Annotated in this window: 15 protein-coding genes; all 15 read left to right on the forward strand. The window is 70.2% G+C overall.

Annotated elements, in window-relative coordinates; all coding sequences use genetic code 11:
* Positions 1–19: 19 nt before the first annotated feature.
* Entirely contained in the window at positions 20–565 is a 546-nt protein-coding gene (locus OHU34_RS31015) for a septum formation initiator family protein (RefSeq protein ID WP_142263787.1), read from the forward strand.
* Positions 566–570: 5 nt separating this feature from the next.
* Entirely contained in the window at positions 571–2538 is a 1968-nt protein-coding gene (locus OHU34_RS31020; protein ID WP_405769424.1) for a peptidoglycan D,D-transpeptidase FtsI family protein, read from the forward strand.
* Positions 2539–2607: 69 nt separating this feature from the next.
* Positions 2608–4284, forward strand: a complete 1677-nt coding sequence (locus OHU34_RS31025; RefSeq protein ID WP_372481771.1) for a UDP-N-acetylmuramoyl-L-alanyl-D-glutamate--2,6-diaminopimelate ligase — start codon at positions 2608–2610, stop codon at positions 4282–4284.
* A 4-nt stretch (positions 4285–4288) separates the two neighbouring features.
* On the forward strand, positions 4289–5704 hold the full coding sequence (gene murF, locus OHU34_RS31030; RefSeq protein ID WP_142263784.1) for a UDP-N-acetylmuramoyl-tripeptide--D-alanyl-D-alanine ligase: 1416 nt from the start codon (positions 4289–4291) through the stop codon (positions 5702–5704).
* Positions 5701–6774, forward strand: coding sequence for a phospho-N-acetylmuramoyl-pentapeptide-transferase (gene mraY / locus OHU34_RS31035; protein WP_020129934.1), 1074 nt, complete (start codon positions 5701–5703; stop codon positions 6772–6774). Before murF ends, mraY begins: the two co-directional genes overlap by 4 nt.
* The gene (gene murD / locus OHU34_RS31040) at positions 6756–8183 is read left to right on the forward strand and encodes a UDP-N-acetylmuramoyl-L-alanine--D-glutamate ligase (RefSeq protein ID WP_405769427.1); all 1428 of its coding nucleotides are present in this window, start codon (positions 6756–6758) and stop codon (positions 8181–8183) included. Before mraY ends, murD begins: the two co-directional genes overlap by 19 nt.
* Positions 8184–8291: 108 nt before the next feature.
* Positions 8292–9656, forward strand: coding sequence for a putative lipid II flippase FtsW (gene ftsW / locus OHU34_RS31045; protein ID WP_142263782.1), 1365 nt, complete (start codon positions 8292–8294; stop codon positions 9654–9656).
* Positions 9657–9662: 6 nt separating this feature from the next.
* Positions 9663–10760 (forward strand): undecaprenyldiphospho-muramoylpentapeptide beta-N-acetylglucosaminyltransferase, encoded by a 1098-nt coding sequence (gene murG / locus OHU34_RS31050; RefSeq protein WP_028806861.1) that lies wholly within the window; start codon positions 9663–9665, stop codon positions 10758–10760.
* Positions 10761–10909: 149 nt separating this feature from the next.
* Positions 10910–11704: a cell division protein FtsQ/DivIB gene (locus OHU34_RS31055; RefSeq protein WP_405769430.1), complete on the forward strand. Its 795-nt coding sequence runs from the start codon at positions 10910–10912 to the stop codon at positions 11702–11704.
* A 277-nt stretch (positions 11705–11981) separates the two neighbouring features.
* Positions 11982–13184, forward strand: coding sequence for a cell division protein FtsZ (gene ftsZ / locus OHU34_RS31060; RefSeq protein WP_142263780.1), 1203 nt, complete (start codon positions 11982–11984; stop codon positions 13182–13184).
* Entirely contained in the window at positions 13181–13909 is a 729-nt protein-coding gene (gene pgeF, locus OHU34_RS31065) for a peptidoglycan editing factor PgeF (RefSeq protein ID WP_142263779.1), read from the forward strand. Before ftsZ ends, pgeF begins: the two co-directional genes overlap by 4 nt.
* Positions 13910–13915: 6 nt before the next feature.
* Positions 13916–14635: a YggS family pyridoxal phosphate-dependent enzyme gene (locus OHU34_RS31070; RefSeq protein ID WP_142263778.1), complete on the forward strand. Its 720-nt coding sequence runs from the start codon at positions 13916–13918 to the stop codon at positions 14633–14635.
* Positions 14636–14763: 128 nt separating this feature from the next.
* Positions 14764–15405 (forward strand): cell division protein SepF, encoded by a 642-nt coding sequence (locus OHU34_RS31075; RefSeq protein ID WP_020129926.1) that lies wholly within the window; start codon positions 14764–14766, stop codon positions 15403–15405.
* Positions 15406–15467: 62 nt separating this feature from the next.
* Positions 15468–15752 carry a YggT family protein gene (locus OHU34_RS31080; protein WP_020129925.1) on the forward strand — a complete coding sequence of 95 codons (285 nt, stop codon included), beginning with the start codon at positions 15468–15470 and terminating at the stop codon, positions 15750–15752.
* Between the two features lie 52 nt (positions 15753–15804).
* Entirely contained in the window at positions 15805–17076 is a 1272-nt protein-coding gene (locus OHU34_RS31085) for a DivIVA domain-containing protein (protein ID WP_020129924.1), read from the forward strand.
* The last annotated feature ends 145 nt before the right edge of the window (positions 17077–17221 follow it).

Genomic DNA, 17221 nt, shown 5'->3' on the forward strand with positions numbered 1-17221 from the left:
CCGACCCGGGGGAGGCCGAGTGAGTAGGAAACCCGAACTGAAAGGGAGGGCCGCCCGGCTCGCGCGGCTTTTCCCGGCCGGCCCGCGGCAGGCGGCCCGCACCCCGTTCGTCCTCCTCGTCGTCCTTCTCCTGGGCGGCGGTCTCATCGGACTGCTCGTGCTGAACTCCGCGCTCAGCGAGGGCTCGTTCAAGATGGACGACCTCCAGAAGGACACCAAGAGCCTCACCGACGAGGAGCAGGCGCTCCAGCGGGACATCGACTCCTACTCCGCCCCCGACGCCCTCCAGCGCCGCGCGCGCGAACTCGGCATGGTCCCCGGCGGAGACCCGGCCTTCCTGAACCCCGACGGCACCGTGAAGGGCGTCCCCTCGCCCGCCGCCCAGCAGTCCTCGGAGGAGGCTCCCGCCGCCGTACGGCCGCCGGAGGCCCTCCTGCTCTCCCAGACGATCGAGGCGCCGCCGTCCCCGGCGACACCCCCGCCGAGCACCCTTTCCGAGCCGACCGAGCCCCCGGCCCCGAGCGCCGCCCCGACCGAAGCCATCCCCGAGACCCCCGGCAGGTGACGGAAGTGTCCGACAGGGAACCGCCGCGCCGGCGCGTGCCCGGCCCCGCACGGCCCTCCCGCCCCGCGTCCGCCCAGCGGCGGCCGGGCCCCGGCGCCCGTCCCGCCCGCCGCCCGACCGCACCCGCTCCACGCCCCGCGGCGCAGCGTGCCATCCGGCTCGGCAGCCCCCGCCCGCGTCTGCGGATGGTCGGCCTCGCGCTGGCCCTGGTGCTGATCGCCTTCGTCGTCCGTCTGCTCCAGGTGCAGGCCGTCGACGCGAGCGCCTATGCCGCCAAGGCCGAGCAGAACCGGTACGTCGGCCAGGTACTGGCCGCCGAGCGGGGCGAGATCACCGACCGCGCCGGCGTGGCCTTCGCGACCAGCGTGGACGCCTACGACATCACGGCCGACCCCACGATGTTCACGCGCGCGCAGCTGAAGGTCGACGACGCCCCCGAGCAGGCGGCCGCCCTCCTCGCGCCGATCCTCGGCCAGGACCAGTCCGCGCTCGTCAGGAAGCTGCGGCCGAAGGACGCGAGCCTGCGCTACGTCAAGCTGGCCGGCCGGCAGACCCCGCAGGTCTGGAAGCAGATCAAGGACCTGAGGTCCGCCCTGTCCACCAAGGCGGAGACGGACAAGTCCACCGTCAACGTCCTCGCCGGCGTCTTCTCCGTTCCCAGCAGCAAGCGCGTGTACCCCAACGGGAACCTCGCCGCCGGGATACTGGGCTGGGTCAACGCCGACGGCAAGGGTGGCGGCGGTGTCGAGCAGCAGCTGAACGCGACCCTGACCGGCAAGGACGGGAAGATCCGCTACGCCCAGTCCGGCGGCCGCCAGGTGCCCACCGTGGGCTCCACCGAGACCCCCGCGGTGCCCGGCTCCGACGTCGAGCTGACGATCGACCGCGACATCCAGTGGGCCGCGCAGAACGCCATCACGGAGCAGGTGGAGGAGTCCCGGGCGGACCGCGGTTACGTCATCGTCCAGGACAACCGCACCGGCGAGATCCTCGCCATGGCCAACTCGCCCGGCTTCGATCCGGGCGACCTCTCGCAGGCCAAGTCCGCGGACCTGGGCAACGCCTCCGTCCAGGACGCCTACGAACCCGGCTCCACGGCCAAGGTCATGTCGATGGCCGCCGTGCTGGAGGAGAACGCCGCCACACCGCTGACGCACGTCACCGTGCCCAACCGGCTGCATCGCGGCGACCGGCTCTTCCAGGACGACATCGACCACGCCACCTGGTACCTCACGCTCAACGGCGTGCTCGCCAAGTCCAGCAACATCGGCACCATCCTGGCCACCGGCCAGCTCGGCAAGACGCAGGCCCAGGCCAACCAGGTGCTCTACTCGTATCTGCGCAAGTTCGGCATCGGCAGCCAGACCGGACTCGGCTTCCCCGGCGAGACGAAGGGCATCCTGGCCCAGCCCGGCAAGTGGTCGACCTCGCAGCAGTACACGATCCCCTTCGGCCAGGGCATGTCGCTCAACGCGCTCCAAGCGGCCTCCGTGTACTCGACGATCGCCAACGGCGGGGTCCGTGTGGAGCCCACCCTGGTGCGCGGCACCAAGGGTCCGGACGGACGCTTCACCCCCGCCGAGGCGCCCGCGAAGACCAGGGTCGTCAGCCAGAAGACGGCGAAGACCCTCGCCCAGATGCTGGAGTCGGTCGTGGACGACGAGGAGGGCACGGGCGCCAAGGCGCGGATCCCCGGCTACCGCGTCGCGGGCAAGACCGGTACCGCCAACCGGGTCGATCCGGCCACCGGCACCTACAAGGGCTACACCTCCTCCTTCGCCGGGTTCGCGCCCGCCGACAACCCCCGGGTCACCGTGTACTGCGCCATCCAGAACGCCACCAAGGGCAGCTACTTCGGCGGCCAGATCTGCGGTCCCGTCTTCAAGAAGGTCATGGAGTTCGCCCTGAAGACCCTCCAGATCCCACCGACCGGCGCCAAGGCCGCGAGCCTGCCGGTCTCCTTCACTCCCTGACCGTCCCGCACCGCCCGCTCCGACCCTCGCCCGTCACTGTTCAGCGCCGAACAAGCCAGGAACCAGCCCGTGACCATGATCACTCCCGACCCCGGGACCCCCGCGCCGCCCGCATCGTCGTCCGCGGCCCCGCCCTCGCTTCGCCCGCAGGCGGGTACGCCCGGTACGCTCACCGCCGTGCCACACGCTGATCAGTCCCAAACCCCCCAGAAGGGCGCTTCCGTGACATATCCGGGACCGCCGCGACCGGCCCAGGTCTCCGCGACACCCCTCGCGGAGCTGGCCGATCAGCTGGGTGCCGAGCAGCCGGGAAGCGCCGCCGTCGACGTCACGGGCATCACCCACGACTCGCGCGCCGTCCGCCCCGGCGACCTGTACGCCGCTCTGCCGGGCGCCCGCCTGCACGGCGCCGACTTCGTCACCCAGGCCGCGGGCCTGGGCGCGGTCGCCGTCCTGACCGACCCCACCGGCGCGGAACGCGCCGCCGCGACCGGCCTGCCGGTCCTGGTGGTCGACGACCCGCGCGGACGGATGGGCGCACTGGCGGCCACGATCTACGGAGCCCCGGGCCGCGACCTGCTTCAGATCGGCATCACCGGCACCTCCGGCAAGACCACCACCGCGTACCTCATGGAGGGCGGCCTGAGGCCGGTCAGGTCGACCGGACTGATCGGTACCGTCGAGATGCGCATCGGCGACGAGCGGATCAAGTCCGAGCGCACCACCCCCGAAGCCACCGACCTGCAGGCGCTGTTCGCGGTCATGCGCGAGCGCGGTGTCGAGGCGGTCGCCATGGAGGTTTCCAGCCACGCCCTGGTCCTCGGCCGGGTCGACGGCTGTGTCTTCGACGTCGCCGTCTTCAACAACCTCAGCCCGGAGCACATGGAGTTCCACTCCGGCATGGAGGACTACTTCCAGGCCAAGGCGCAGCTGTTCACCCGGAAACGCAGCAAACTCGGCGTGGTCAACTTCGACGACGAGTACGGCCGTCGGCTGATCCGGGAGGCGGAGGTCCCGGTCGTCAGCTTCTCCGCCGAGGGCGACCCGGACGCCGACTGGCGCGCGGTCGACGTCGAGATCGGTCCGCTGGACTCGACGTTCACCGTCGTCGGCCCGGACGGGGTGCGGGTCGCCGCCAGGGCGCCGCTGCCGGGTTCCTTCAACGTGGCGAACACCCTCGCCGCGATCGTCGCCCTCGCCGTCGCCGGCATCGACCCGCGGACCGCCGCCGACGGTGTCGCCGCGGTACCGGGCGTGCCGGGCCGGCTGGAGCGCGTGGACGCCGGGCAGCCCTACCTCGCGGTCGTCGACTACGCCCACAAGACGGACGCCGTCGAGTCGGTCCTGAAGGCGCTGCGCAAGGTCACCAAGGGCCGGCTGCACGTCGTCCTCGGCTGCGGCGGCGACCGGGACCGCACCAAGCGCGTCCCGATGGGCGCCGCGGTGGCCCGGTTCGCCGACACCGCCGTACTGACCTCCGACAACCCCCGCTCCGAGGACCCCCTCGCGATCCTCGCGTCGATGCTCCAGGGCGCGGCGTCCGTGCCCGCGCACGAGCGCGGTGAGGTCCTGCTGTTCGAGGACCGGGCCGCCGCGATCGCCGCGGTCGTCGGCCGCGCGCACGCCGGGGACACCGTGCTGATCGCGGGCAAGGGCCACGAGCAGGGCCAGGACATCGCCGGGGTGGTCCGTCCGTTCGACGACCGCCAGGTGCTTCGCGAAGCTATCCAGCAGACCCAGGGATGAACTTGTGATCGCCCTCTCCCTCGCCGAGATCGCAGCAGTCGTCGGCGGGCAGACCCACGACATACCGGATCCGTCCGCGGAAGTCACCGGACCGGTCGTCCGGGACTCCCGTGAGGTGGTGCCCGGCAGCCTCTTCGTCGCCTTCGTCGGCGAACGCGTGGACGGCCACGACTACGCGGCCCAGGTCGTCGAGGCGGGCGCGGCGGCCGTACTGGCCTCGCGTCCCGTCGGTGTCCCCGCGATCGTCGTGGACGACGTCCAGACGGCGCTGGGCGCCCTCGCCCGGCACGTCGTGCAAAAGCTCGGCGCGACCCTCGTCGCGCTCACCGGCTCGGCCGGCAAGACCAGCACCAAGGACCTCATCGCTCAGGTCCTGCGGCGCAAGGCGCCCACCGTCTTCACACCGGGCTCGCTCAACAACGAGATCGGGCTGCCCCTGACCGCCCTGTCCGCGACCGAGGAGACGAAGTTCCTCGTGCTCGAGATGGGCGCCCGCGGGATCGGTCACATCCGCTACCTCGCCGATCTGACGCCCCCGAAGATCGGCCTCGTCCTCAACGTCGGCACCGCGCACATCGGCGAGTTCGGCGGCCGCGAACAGATCGCACAGGCAAAGGGCGAGCTCGTCGAGAGCCTGCCGACTGCCGATGAGGGCGGCGCCGCGATCCTCAACGCCGACGACCCGTTGGTACGGGCCATGGCCTCCCGTACGAAGGCGAAGGTGGTCTTTTTCGGAGAGTCCGGCGAAGCGGACGTACGGGCCGAGAACGTGCGACTCACGGACAGCGGACAGCCCTCGTTCAGCCTTCACACACCCTCCGGGTGCAGCGACGTGACCATGCGCCTGTACGGTGAGCACCACGTGTCGAACGCGCTCGCAGCGGCCGCCGTCGCCCATGAGCTGGGCATGTCCGCGGAAGAGATCGCCACCGCGCTCTCCGAGGCGGGCTCCCTCTCCCGCTGGCGGATGGAGGTCACCGAGCGCCCGGACGGCGTGACGATCGTCAACGACGCCTACAACGCGAACCCCGAGTCCATGCGAGCCGCTCTGCGCGCGCTCGCGGCCATGGGCAAGGGGGGCCGGACGTGGGCGGTGCTCGGCAAGATGGCCGAGCTCGGGGACGAGGCGCTCGCCGAGCACGACGCGGTCGGACGGCTCGCCGTCCGGCTCAATGTCGGCAAGCTCGTCGCGGTCGGGGGCAGGGAAGCCGCCTGGCTGCAACTGGGCGCATATAACGAGGGTTCGTGGGGTGAGGAGTCGGTGCACGTGTCCGACGCACAGGCGGCGGTCGACCTGTTGCGCAGCGAGTTGCGCCCGGGGGACGTCGTACTCGTGAAGGCGTCCCGTTCGGTCGGCCTCGAGAGCGTCGCGCAGGCGTTGCTCGCGACCGGCACCGAGGGTGAGGTCGCCGCCCGATGATGAATCAGATCCTGTTCGCGGGTGTGATCGGCCTCTTCCTGACGCTGGTCGGTACGCCGCTGCTGATCAAGCTGCTGGCGCGCAAGGGCTACGGCCAGTACATCCGCGACGACGGCCCGCGCGAGCACGCCAGCAAGCGCGGTACGCCGACGATGGGCGGTATCGCCTTCATCTTCGCGACGATCGCCGCGTACTTCCTGTCCAAGGTGATCACCGGCAAGCCCCCGACCTACTCGGGTCTGCTGGTGCTCGGCCTGATGACGGGCATGGGTCTGGTCGGCTTCCTCGACGACTACATCAAGATCGTCAAGCGGCGTTCGCTGGGTCTGCGGGCCAAGGCGAAGATGGCCGGCCAGCTGATCGTCGGCATCGCCTTCGCGGTGCTCTCGCTGCAGTTCTCCGACTCGCGCGGCAACACCCCGGCCTCCACGAAGCTGTCGTTCATCACGGACTTCGGCTGGACGATCGGCCCGGTGCTGTTCGTGGTCTGGGCGCTGTTCATGATCCTCGCGATGTCCAACGGCGTGAACCTGACGGACGGTCTGGACGGCCTCGCCACCGGCGCCTCCGTCCTCGTCTTCGGCGCCTACACCTTCATCGGTGTCTGGCAGTTCCAGGAGTCCTGCGCCAACGGCGAGACCCTGACCAACCCCAGCGCCTGTTACGAGGTACGCGATCCGCTGGACCTCGCGGTCATCGCGTCCGCACTGATGGGCGCCTGCCTCGGCTTCCTGTGGTGGAACACCTCGCCCGCCAAGATCTTCATGGGCGACACCGGTTCGCTGGCGCTCGGCGGTGTGCTCGCGGGCCTCGCGATCTGCTCCCGCACCGAGCTGCTGATCGCCCTCCTGGGCGGCCTGTTCGTGCTGATCACGATGTCGGTGGTCATCCAGGTCGGCTCCTTCAAGCTCACCGGCAAGCGGGTCTTCCGGATGGCGCCGCTTCAGCACCACTTCGAACTCAAGGGCTGGTCCGAAGTCCTGGTGGTGGTCCGTTTCTGGATCATCCAGGGCATCTGTGTGATCGTCGGACTGGGCATCTTCTACGCGGGATGGGCAGCGGACAAGTGACCGACTGGCAGGGGAAGAACGTCACCGTCGCCGGGCTCGGCGTCTCCGGCATCCCGGCGGCCAAGGTGCTGCACGGGCTCGGCGCGAAGGTCACCGTCGTCAACGACGGAGACGACGCACGCGCGCGTGAGCAGGCCGCCGAGCTTCAGGCACTGGGCGTCACCGTGCGCCTCGGTGACGGGGCGACCCTGCCGGAGGGCACCGAACTCATCGTCACCGCACCCGGCTGGAAGCCCGACAAGCCGCTGTTCACGGCGGCCCACGAGGCCGGGGTACCGGTCTGGGGCGATGTCGAACTCGCCTGGCGGCTCCGGGAACTGGACGGCCGCAAGGCCGCCCCCTGGCTGTGCGTCACCGGCACCAACGGCAAGACGACCACCACCCAGATGCTGGCGTCCATCCTGAAGGCGGCCGGCCTGCGCACGGCGGCCGTCGGCAACATCGGTGTCTCCCTGCTGGACGCCGTCCTCGGCGAGGAGCCGTACGACGTCCTCGCCGTGGAGCTGTCCAGCTACCAGCTGCACTGGGCACCCTCGCTGCGCGCCCACTCGGCGACCGTACTGAACCTCGCCCCCGACCACCTCGACTGGCACGGCTCCATGGAGGCGTACGCCAAGGACAAGGGCCGTGTCTACGAGGGCAATCAGGTCGCCTGCGTCTACAACGTCGCCGACAAGGCCACCGAGGACCTGGTACGGGAGGCGGACGTGGAGGAGGGCTGCCGGGCGGTCGGCTTCACCCTCGGCGCCCCCGCGCCGTCCCAACTCGGCGTCGTGGAAGGCATCCTGGTCGACCGCGCCTTCGTCGAGAACCGGCAGCAGAACGCCCAGGAGCTCGCCGAGGTCTCCGACGTCCGTCCGCCCGCCCCGCACAACATCGCCAACGCCCTTGCCGCCGCGGCCCTCGCGCGCGCCTTCGGGGTGCCCCCCAAGGCCGTACGGGACGGCCTGCGGGCCTTCACGCCGGACGCCCACCGCATCGCCCACGTGGCGGACGTGGGCGGCGTCGCGTACATCGACGACTCCAAGGCGACCAACACGCACGCGGCGGAAGCCTCGTTGGCGGCCTACGAGTCGATCGTCTGGATCGCGGGCGGACTGGCGAAGGGCGCCACCTTCGACGAGCTGGTCGCCAAGTCGGTGAAGCGGCTTCGCGCGGCGGTGCTCATCGGCGCCGATCGCGCCCTGATCCGTGAAGCCCTGGCGCGACACGCCCCGGAAGTACCCGTCGTCGACCTCGAGCGGACGGACACTGGGGCGATGCTCGCGGCTGTCCAGGAGGCTCGGCGCCTCGCCGTCGAAGGCGACACGGTGCTCCTCGCCCCGGCCTGCGCCTCCATGGACATGTTCGTCAACTACAACCAGCGCGGTGACATGTTCGCCCAGGCGGTTGGCGAACTCGGAACCTGACCCGGCCGCCTGCCGGGCGACCTTGGGAGGGACGCGTGGGACCGTCACGGCCGACGTACGGCGCGGCAGCCGGGTACAGCGGCTGCGCCGCGCACCGAGGAGCAGCGGATGCCCGGTAGCCGTACCGGGCGTCCGCCTGTCCAGCGGACCGTCCGCAGACCCGCGACAGCCTCCCGCCCGCTCCGCGACAACCCCGTACGACGGCTCCACACGCGTGCGCAGAAGGCCTGGGACCGGCCGCTGACCGCGTACTACCTGATCTTCGGCGGCAGCCTGCTGATCACCGTCCTGGGCCTTGTCATGGTCTACTCGGCGTCCCAGATCACCGCGCTCCAGATGTCGTTGCCGGGATCGTTCTTCTTCCGCAAACAGTTCCTGGCCGCCTCCATCGGGGCCGCGCTGCTGCTGGTCGCCTCCCGGATGCCGGTGAAACTGCACCGGGGGCTCGCCTACCCGATCCTCGCGGGCGCCGTGTTCATGATGGCGCTGGTGCAGGTGCCGGGGATAGGGATGTCGGTCAACGGCAACCAGAACTGGATCTCGCTCGGCGGCTCCTTCCAGATCCAGCCCAGCGAGTTCGGCAAGCTCGCGCTGGTGCTCTGGGGCGCCGATCTGCTCGCCCGCAAACAGGACAAGAAGCTGCTCGCGCAGTGGAAACACATGCTGGTGCCGCTGGTGCCGGTCGCGTTCATGCTGCTCGGGCTGATCATGCTCGGCGGCGACATGGGCACGGCGATCATCCTGACGGCGATCCTGTTCGGGCTCCTGTGGCTGGCGGGGGCGCCCACGCGGCTCTTCGTCGGGGTGCTGTCGATCGCGGCGACCCTCGGTGTGATCCTTATCAAGACCAGCCCGAACCGGATGGCCCGCCTGCAGTGCATCGGCGCGACCGACCCGGGCCCCGGCGACGCCTGCTGGCAGGCCGTGCACGGGATCTATGCCCTGGCCTCCGGCGGGATCTTCGGCTCGGGGCTCGGTGCGAGTGTGGAGAAATGGGGCCAACTGCCCGAAGCCCACACCGACTTCATCTTCGCCGTCACCGGCGAGGAACTGGGTCTCGCGGGGACGCTGTCGGTACTCGCCCTGTTCGCGGCTCTAGGCTATGCGGGTATCCGCGTGGCCGGACGCACGGAGGACCCCTTCGTGAGGTATGCCGCGGGAGGCGTGACCACCTGGATCACCGCTCAGGCGGTGATCAACATCGGTGCGGTGCTCGGCCTGCTGCCGATCGCCGGCGTCCCGCTCCCGCTGTTCTCCTACGGGGGTTCCGCCCTGCTGCCGACCATGTTCGCCATCGGGCTGCTGATCGCTTTCGCACGCGACGAGCCCGGTGCGCGGGCGGCGCTTGCGATGCGGCACCCCCGCTTTGGTAGAAAGCGGGGGACTGGGGGCTCCGCTTTCGACCGGAGCCCCCGGAGATGGAACACGATGAGACGGCGTGCCTCGGCGGCGCGTCCGTCCGGAGAGCGGTGAATTTCGGTGCATGTCGTACTCGCTGGTGGGGGGACCGCCGGCCACATCGAGCCCGCGCTCGCCCTCGCGGACGCCCTGCGCAGGCAGGACCCCACTGTGGGGATCACGGCACTGGGCACGGAGCGCGGTCTGGAGACCACGCTCGTTCCGCAGCGGGGCTACGACCTCGCGCTGATCCCCGCCGTCCCGCTGCCGCGCAAGCCCACCCCCGAACTGATCACCGTCCCGGGCCGGCTGCGCGGCACGATCAAGGCAGCCGAGCAGATCCTGGAGCGCACCAAGGCGGACGCGGTCGTCGGCTTCGGCGGGTACGTGGCCCTGCCCGGCTATCTGGCCGCCAAGCGGCTCGGCGTCCCGATCGTCGTGCACGAGGCGAACGCCCGCCCCGGCCTGGCCAACAAGATCGGCTCGCGCTACGCGGCCCGGGTCGCCGTCTCCACGCCCGACAGCAAGCTGCGGGACGCCCGCTACATCGGCATCCCGCTGCGCCGCTCCATCGCCACCCTGGACCGCGCGGCGATGCGCCCCGAGGCCCGGCACATGTTCGGGCTCGACCCCAACCTGCCCACCCTGCTGGTCTCCGGCGGTTCGCAGGGCGCCCGCCGCCTCAACGAGGTCGTCCAGCAGGTCGCGCCCTGGCTCCAGCAGGCCGGTATCCAGATCCTGCACGCGGTCGGCCCGAAGAACGAACTGCCGCAGGTGCAGCAGATGCCGGGGATGCCCCCCTACATCCCGGTACCGTACGTGGACCGGATGGACCTCGCGTACGCCGCCGCCGACATGATGCTCTGCCGCGCGGGCGCGATGACCGTCGCCGAACTCTCCGCCGTCGGGCTTCCGGCCGCCTACGTCCCGCTGCCCATCGGCAACGGCGAACAGCGGCTGAACGCCCAGCCGGTGGTCAAGGCGGGCGGCGGGCTGCTGGTCGACGACGCGGAACTGACCCCCGAGTGGGTCCGGGAGACCGTCCTGCCCGTCCTCGCCGACCCGCACCGGCTGTACGAGATGTCCCGCGCCGCCAGCGAGTTCGGCCGCCGGGACGCCGACGAGCTGCTCGTCGGCATGGTGTACGAGGCGATCGCCGCCAGTCGTGCACGCCGTTAGGAAACGCGTCGGCGAGTGAGCCGAAGGGGCGCGTCGGTGTCGGTGTCGAGGGGTCGAGTCCGCGGAGGCCCGAAGGGCTGAGCACGGCCGGGCTCTCGACACCGGCCGCGGCGCCCCGGAGGTGAACCGGGCCAGGAAAGGGAGTGTGCGTGGCCGGATCCGCCACCGCCGAGCGCGGTGCACGCCAGCAGGAGTCGTCCGGCCCGCCCCTCGTTCGGTGGTTGGGGCCGCGCCGACTTCGTACGATCATCATTCTCGCGCTGGCCGTCGTGCTCCTCGGCGCGGGCACCGGCTGGGTGCTGTACGGCTCGCAGTGGCTGCGCGTGGAGCGGGTCTCCGTGTCCGGCACGAAGGTGCTGACGCCGCCGCAGGTGCGCGAAGCCGCCGCCGTACCGGTCGGATCGCCGTTGGTCTCGGTCGACATCGACGCGATCGAGGCCCGGCTGCGTACGGAATTGCCCCGAATTCACTCGGTCGACGTGGTGCGTTCATGGCCCCATGGAATCGGCCTGAAAGTGACGGAGCGTACGCCGGTTCTCCTCGTGCAAAAGGGGTCGAACTTCGTGGAAGTGGACGACGAAGGCGTCCGTTTCGCCACGGTTTCCGAGGCTCCCAAAGGCGTCCCGATGCTGGAAATGGCCGTTTCCTCGTCGCGTTCGGCCGCCGCGAGCCTGCGCCGCTTCGGCGAGGCCCGGCTGGTGCGGGAGGCGGTGAAGGCGGCCGGTTCCCTGCCCGCCGGCGTCGCGCGGGCCACCCGGGTCGTCAAGGTCCGTTCCTACGACGACATCTCCCTGGAGTTGATCGGTGGCCGCACGGTCGCGTGGGGAAGTGCCGAGAAGGCCGCGGCGAAGGGTCGTACACTCACCGCTCTCATGAAAGCCGCCCCGGACGCCCGGCACTTCGATGTCAGCGCTCCCACCGCCCCTGCGTCAGCGGGGAGTTGACGCACGTCTGCGCAGGCCAGCACCCTGGTTGGGCAGTGACACGCCTGATCACATAGGGTGAAAAGAAAAACGGGAGGTTCGGCGTGTTCGTTGAACGGGCGCCACTTGTCGACTTAGTGTCCTGTTCAGAAGACTCCAAGGAACAGACACACTGGTAACCCTAAACTTCAGCGTTAGGGTTCGGGTCGGCGAAACGGACCGGCCCATTCGGCATCAGTCGTCGGATCGCATCACCTGCGAGGCGACGACACGTAACTCGAGGCGAGAGGCCTTCGACGTGGCAGCACCGCAGAACTACCTCGCAGTCATCAAAGTCATCGGTGTCGGCGGCGGTGGTGTCAATGCCATCAACCGGATGATCGAGGTCGGTCTCAAGGGCGTCGAGTTCATCGCCATCAACACCGACGCGCAGGCGCTGTTGATGAGCGACGCCGACGTCAAGCTCGACGTCGGCCGTGAACTCACGCGCGGACTCGGCGCCGGCGCCAACCCGGCCGTGGGCCGCAAGGCCGCCGAGGACCACCGCGAGGAGATCGAGGAGGTCCTCAAGGGGGCCGACATGGTCTTCGTGACGGCCGGAGAGGGGGGCGGCACCGGCACCGGCGGCGCACCCGTCGTGGCCAACATCGCACGCAACCTCGGCGCCCTCACCATCGGCGTGGTCACCCGCCCCTTCACCTTCGAGGGCCGGCGCCGCGCCAACCAGGCGGAGGACGGCATCGCCGAACTCCGCGAAGAGGTCGACACCCTCATCGTCATCCCCAACGACCGACTGCTCTCCATCTCGGACCGCCAGGTCTCGGTCCTCGACGCCTTCAAGTCGGCCGACCAGGTCCTGCTCTCCGGTGTCCAGGGCATCACCGATCTCATCACCACCCCCGGTCTGATCAACCTCGACTTCGCCGACGTGAAGTCGGTCATGTCCGAGGCCGGTTCGGCCCTCATGGGCATCGGCTCGGCCCGTGGCGACGACCGCGCGGTGGCCGCCGCCGAGATGGCGATCTCCTCGCCGCTCCTGGAGGCCTCGATCGACGGCGCCCGGGGCGTCCTGCTCTCCATCTCCGGCGGCTCCGACCTCGGCCTGTTCGAGATCAACGAGGCCGCCCAGCTGGTCAGCGAGGCCGCGCACCCCGAGGCCAACATCATCTTCGGTGCGGTCATCGACGACGCCCTCGGCGACGAGGTGCGGGTCACCGTCATCGCGGCCGGCTTCGACGGGGGCCAGCCCCCGGCCCGCCGGGAGACCGTCATGGGCTCGTCCTCGTCCTCGTCCTCGGCGCGGCGCGAGGAGCCCACTCCGGTGCGGCAGCCCGAGAGCCGGCCGTCCTTCGGTTCGCTCGGCAGCGTGACACCCAAGGAGGAGGCGCAGCCGGCGCCCGAGCCGGTGGCCGACCTGCCGGTCTCGCCGCCGGTGCCGCCGTCGCGGTCCTACTCGGACAGCGCGGCCGAGGAGCTGGACGTGCCGGACTTCCTGAAGTGATAGGACAGCGCGAGAGCGTGAGCGGCGCGCACTTCGCCTTCACCGACCGGTGGGGCGGGGTGAGCGCCGCTCCGTATGAGGAGCTCAACCTCGGCGGAGCGGTCGGCGACGACCCCGACGCCGTACGCGTCAATCGTGAACTGGCCGCCAAGTCGCTGGGTCTGGACCCCGGCCTGGTCGTCTGGATGAACCAGGTGCACGGCAACGACGTCGCCGAGGTCGACGGACCGTGGACCACCGGGCTCACCCCGCCGGTCGACGGTCTGGTGACCGCGACCCGTGGGCTCGCCCTCGCCGTGCTGACGGCGGACTGTGTGCCCGTCCTGCTCGCCGACCCCGTCGCCGGGGTGGTCGCGGCCGCCCACGCCGGGCGGCCCGGCATGGTCAAGGGGATCGTGCCGGCGGCGATCGACGCGATGGAGTCGCTCGGCGCCGTCCCCGCCCGGATCGTCGCCCGCACAGGACCCTCCGTGTGCGGGCGGTGCTACGAGGTGCCGGAGGCGATGCGCGCCGAGGTGGCCGCCGTCGAGCCGGCGGCGAGCGCCGAGACGAGCTGGGGCACTCCCGCCGTCGACGTGATCGCCGGGGTGCACGCGCAGCTCGACCGGCTCGGGGTGCACGACCGGGAGCGGTCGCCGGTGTGCACACGGGAGTCGAACGACCACTTCTCGTATCGCCGCGACCGCTCCACGGGGCGACTCGCGGGATATGTCTGGTTGGACTGATGGGACATGACGGACCGTAAGTACGAACTCACCGCAAACCTGGCGAAGGTGGAGGATCGGATCGCCGCCGCCTGCGCGGCCGCGGGCCGCGCGCGGGAGGAGGTGACCCTGATCGTGGTCACCAAGACCTACCCGGCGAGCGATGTGCGGCTCCTGTCGGAACTCGGTGTGCGCCATGTCGCCGAGAACAAGGACCAGGACGCGGCGCCCAAGGCGGCCGAGTGTGCCGAGCTGCCGCTGCGGTGGCACTTCGTCGGCCAGTTGCAGACCAACAAGGTGCGCTCCGTGGTCGGTTACGCGGACGTGGTGCAGTCCGTCGACCGGGCCCGGCTGGTGACGGCCCTGTCGAAGGAGGCCGTGCGGGCCGGGCGCGAGGTGGGCTGTCTGCTGCAGGTGGCGCTCGACGCCGGGGCGAGCGAACGGGGTGAGCGGGGCGGTGTGGCCCCGGGCGGCGTCGAGGAGTTGGCCGCTCTGGTCGCCGGATCGCCGGGGCTGCGACTTGACGGACTGATGACCGTCGCACCTCTGACCGGGGAGTACGCCGGGCGCCAACGCGAGGCCTTCGGGCGGTTGATGGATTTGTCGACTGACCTGCGCCGAGCCCATCCGGCTGCGAACATGGTGTCGGCAGGGATGAGTGCGGACCTCGAGGATGCCGTGGCGGCCGGAGCGACACATGTACGCGTCGGCACTGCGGTACTCGGAGTCCGCCCCAGGCTCGGGTAACGTCGCCAGGAAGTCGGACCACAGCAGAAAATATGGTCATTACCGCCGAAGGGCGGACACAAGGGCCACGTGGATCGCGGGACTTGGCAGTTGAAAGTCGATCCACCACAGAGCGGAGGACTCAGAGAATGGCCGGCGCGATGCGCAAGATGGCGGTCTACCTCGGCCTCGTGGAGGACGATGGGTACGACGGCCGGGGATTCGACCCCGACGACGACTTCGAACCCGAGCTCGACCCGGAGCCCGAGCGGGACCACCGGCGACACGAGCCGTCCCACCAGTCACATGGTGCGCATCAGTCCCAAAGGGACGAAGAGGTGCGAATCGTGCAGCCGCCGGCGCCGCGTGAGCCGGTGGCTCGTTCCGCTTCGCTAGGCGCGGAATCCGGGCGTCCGGCGCGCATCGCGCCCGTGGCATCCATCACACAAGAACGTCAGTCCCTGGAGAAGAACGCACCGGTGATCATGCCCAAGGTCGTGTCGGAACGAGAGCCGTACCGGATCACCACGCTTCACCCCCGGACCTACAACGAGGCCCGTACCATCGGGGAACACTTCCGTGAGGGCACCCCGGTGATCATGAATCTGACTGAGATGGATGACACAGACGCGAAGCGACTTGTCGACTTTGCGGCCGGTTTGGTGTTTGGTCTTCACGGCAGCATCGAGCGGGTGACGCAGAAGGTGTTCCTGTTGTCGCCTGCTAACGTCGATGTCACGGCGGAGGACAAGGCCCGCATCGCAGAGGGCGGGTTCTTCAACCAGAGCTGAGACGCTCGACCGGAAACGGCAGTACAGAGAAGCACGGAACAGGGGAGAGGGAAGCACCGAACATGAGCGTGGTCCTGGATGTCGTCTACATCGCGCTGATGGTCTTCCTCATCGTGCTCATCTTCCGGTTGGTCATGGACTACGTCTTCCAGTTCGCCCGCTCATGGCAGCCCGGCAAGGCGATGGTGGTCGTTCTGGAGGCCACCTACACTGTCACCGATCCACCGCTCAAGCTTCTGCGGCGGGTCATCCCGCCGTTGCGTCTCGGGGGCGTGGCGCTCGACCTGTCCTTCTTCGTACTGATGATCATCGTCTACATCCTGATCTCGATCGTGAGTCGGCTGTGAGCGATGTGAACTACCGTCTTGCCGATGCCGAAGACTACGTTGAGGTGAAGAGATGCCGTTGACCCCCGAGGACGTGCGGAACAAGCAGTTCACGACCGTCCGCCTCCGAGAAGGCTATGACGAGGACGAGGTCGATGCCTTCCTCGACGAGGTCGAAGCCGAACTGACCCGCCTGCTTCGTGAGAACGAGGACCTGCGGGCCAAACTGGCCGCGGCCACGCGCGCTGCTGCCCAGAACCAGCAGAACATGCGCAAGCCGCCCGAACAGGACCAGCAGCAGGGTGGCATGCCCCAGCAAGGTGGCATGCAGCAAGGCGGTATGCAGCAGGGCGGTATGCAGCAGCAGGGCATGCCCCAGCAGGGGATGCCTCCGCAGGGGATGCCGCAGCAGGGCATGCGAGGCCCGGGCGCCCCGGTGCCCGCCGGCATATCGGGCCCGCCGCAGCAGCAGATGGGTGGCCCCATGGGTGGCCCGCCCCAGCTGCCGAGCGGTGCGCCGCAGCTGCCCGCCGGTCCCAACGGCGGTCAGGGTGGTCCGCAGGGCCAGGGTCCGATGGGCCAGGGTCCGATGGGTCAGAACCCCATGCAGCAGCAGATGGGCCAGGGCCCCATGGGCCAGGGTCCGATGGGTCAGGGTCCGATGGGCCAGAACCCCATGCAGCAGCAGATGGGTGGCCCGATGGGCGGTCCCATGGGTGGTCCGATGGGCGGCCCCGGTCAGGGTCCCGGTGGCGACAGCGCCGCCCGTGTCCTGTCGCTGGCCCAGCAGACCGCCGACCAGGCGATCGCCGAGGCCCGTTCCGAGGCCAACAAGATCGTGGGTGAGGCGCGTTCGCGTGCCGAGGGTCTCGAGCGGGACGCCCGTGCCAAGGCCGACGCCCTGGAGCGGGACGCGCAGGAGAAGCACCGCGTCGCGATGGGCTCCCTGGAGTCCGCCCGCGCCACGCTGGAGCGCAAGGTCGAGGACCTGCGTGGCTTCGAGCGCGAGTACCGCACGCGTCTGAAGTCCTACCTCGAGTCCCAGCTGCGTCAGCTGGAGACCCAGGCCGACGACTCCCTCGCACCGCCGCGCACTCCGGCCACGGCATCGCTGCCGCCGTCCCCGGCGCCTTCCATGGCTCCGGCCGGCGCCGGTGCTCCGTCCTACGGCGGCAACCCGGGCATGGGTGCTCCCAGCCCGGCCGCCCCGTCCTACGGCGGGCAGCAGCAGATGTCCCCGGCGATGACCCAGCCGATGGCTCCGGTGCGGCCGCAGGGCCCGTCGCCGATGGGCCAGGCTCCCTCGCCGATGCGTGGTTTCCTCATCGACGAGGACGACAACTGACGGCCTGTAGTACGCCTTAGGCGTCGGCAGCGTTCAAAGGGCGGGACCCCGGATCACCATCCGGGGTCCCGCCCTTTTTACGCGTGTTGAGGACGATCATGCGTGTGATTGTCCCCGTGCGGAGGGCCCGGCCCCACACGCCGGA

Source organism: Streptomyces sp. NBC_00080 (assembly GCF_045041255.1).
In the GTDB taxonomy this organism is placed as follows: Bacteria; Actinomycetota; Actinomycetes; order Streptomycetales; family Streptomycetaceae; genus Streptomyces; species Streptomyces coriariae.

Coding starts and splice junctions, on each gene's coding strand:
- mraY (WP_020129934.1), top strand. CDS start 5,701: ATGATGAATCAGATCCTGTTCGCGGGTGTGATCGGCCTCTTCCTGACG.
- murD (WP_405769427.1), top strand. CDS start 6,756: ATGGGCAGCGGACAAGTGACCGACTGGCAGGGGAAGAACGTCACCGTC.
- ftsW (WP_142263782.1), top strand. CDS start 8,292: ATGCCCGGTAGCCGTACCGGGCGTCCGCCTGTCCAGCGGACCGTCCGC.
- OHU34_RS31070 (WP_142263778.1), top strand. CDS start 13,916: ATGACGGACCGTAAGTACGAACTCACCGCAAACCTGGCGAAGGTGGAG.
- OHU34_RS31075 (WP_020129926.1), top strand. CDS start 14,764: ATGGCCGGCGCGATGCGCAAGATGGCGGTCTACCTCGGCCTCGTGGAG.
- OHU34_RS31080 (WP_020129925.1), top strand. CDS start 15,468: ATGAGCGTGGTCCTGGATGTCGTCTACATCGCGCTGATGGTCTTCCTC.
- OHU34_RS31085 (WP_020129924.1), top strand. CDS start 15,805: ATGCCGTTGACCCCCGAGGACGTGCGGAACAAGCAGTTCACGACCGTC.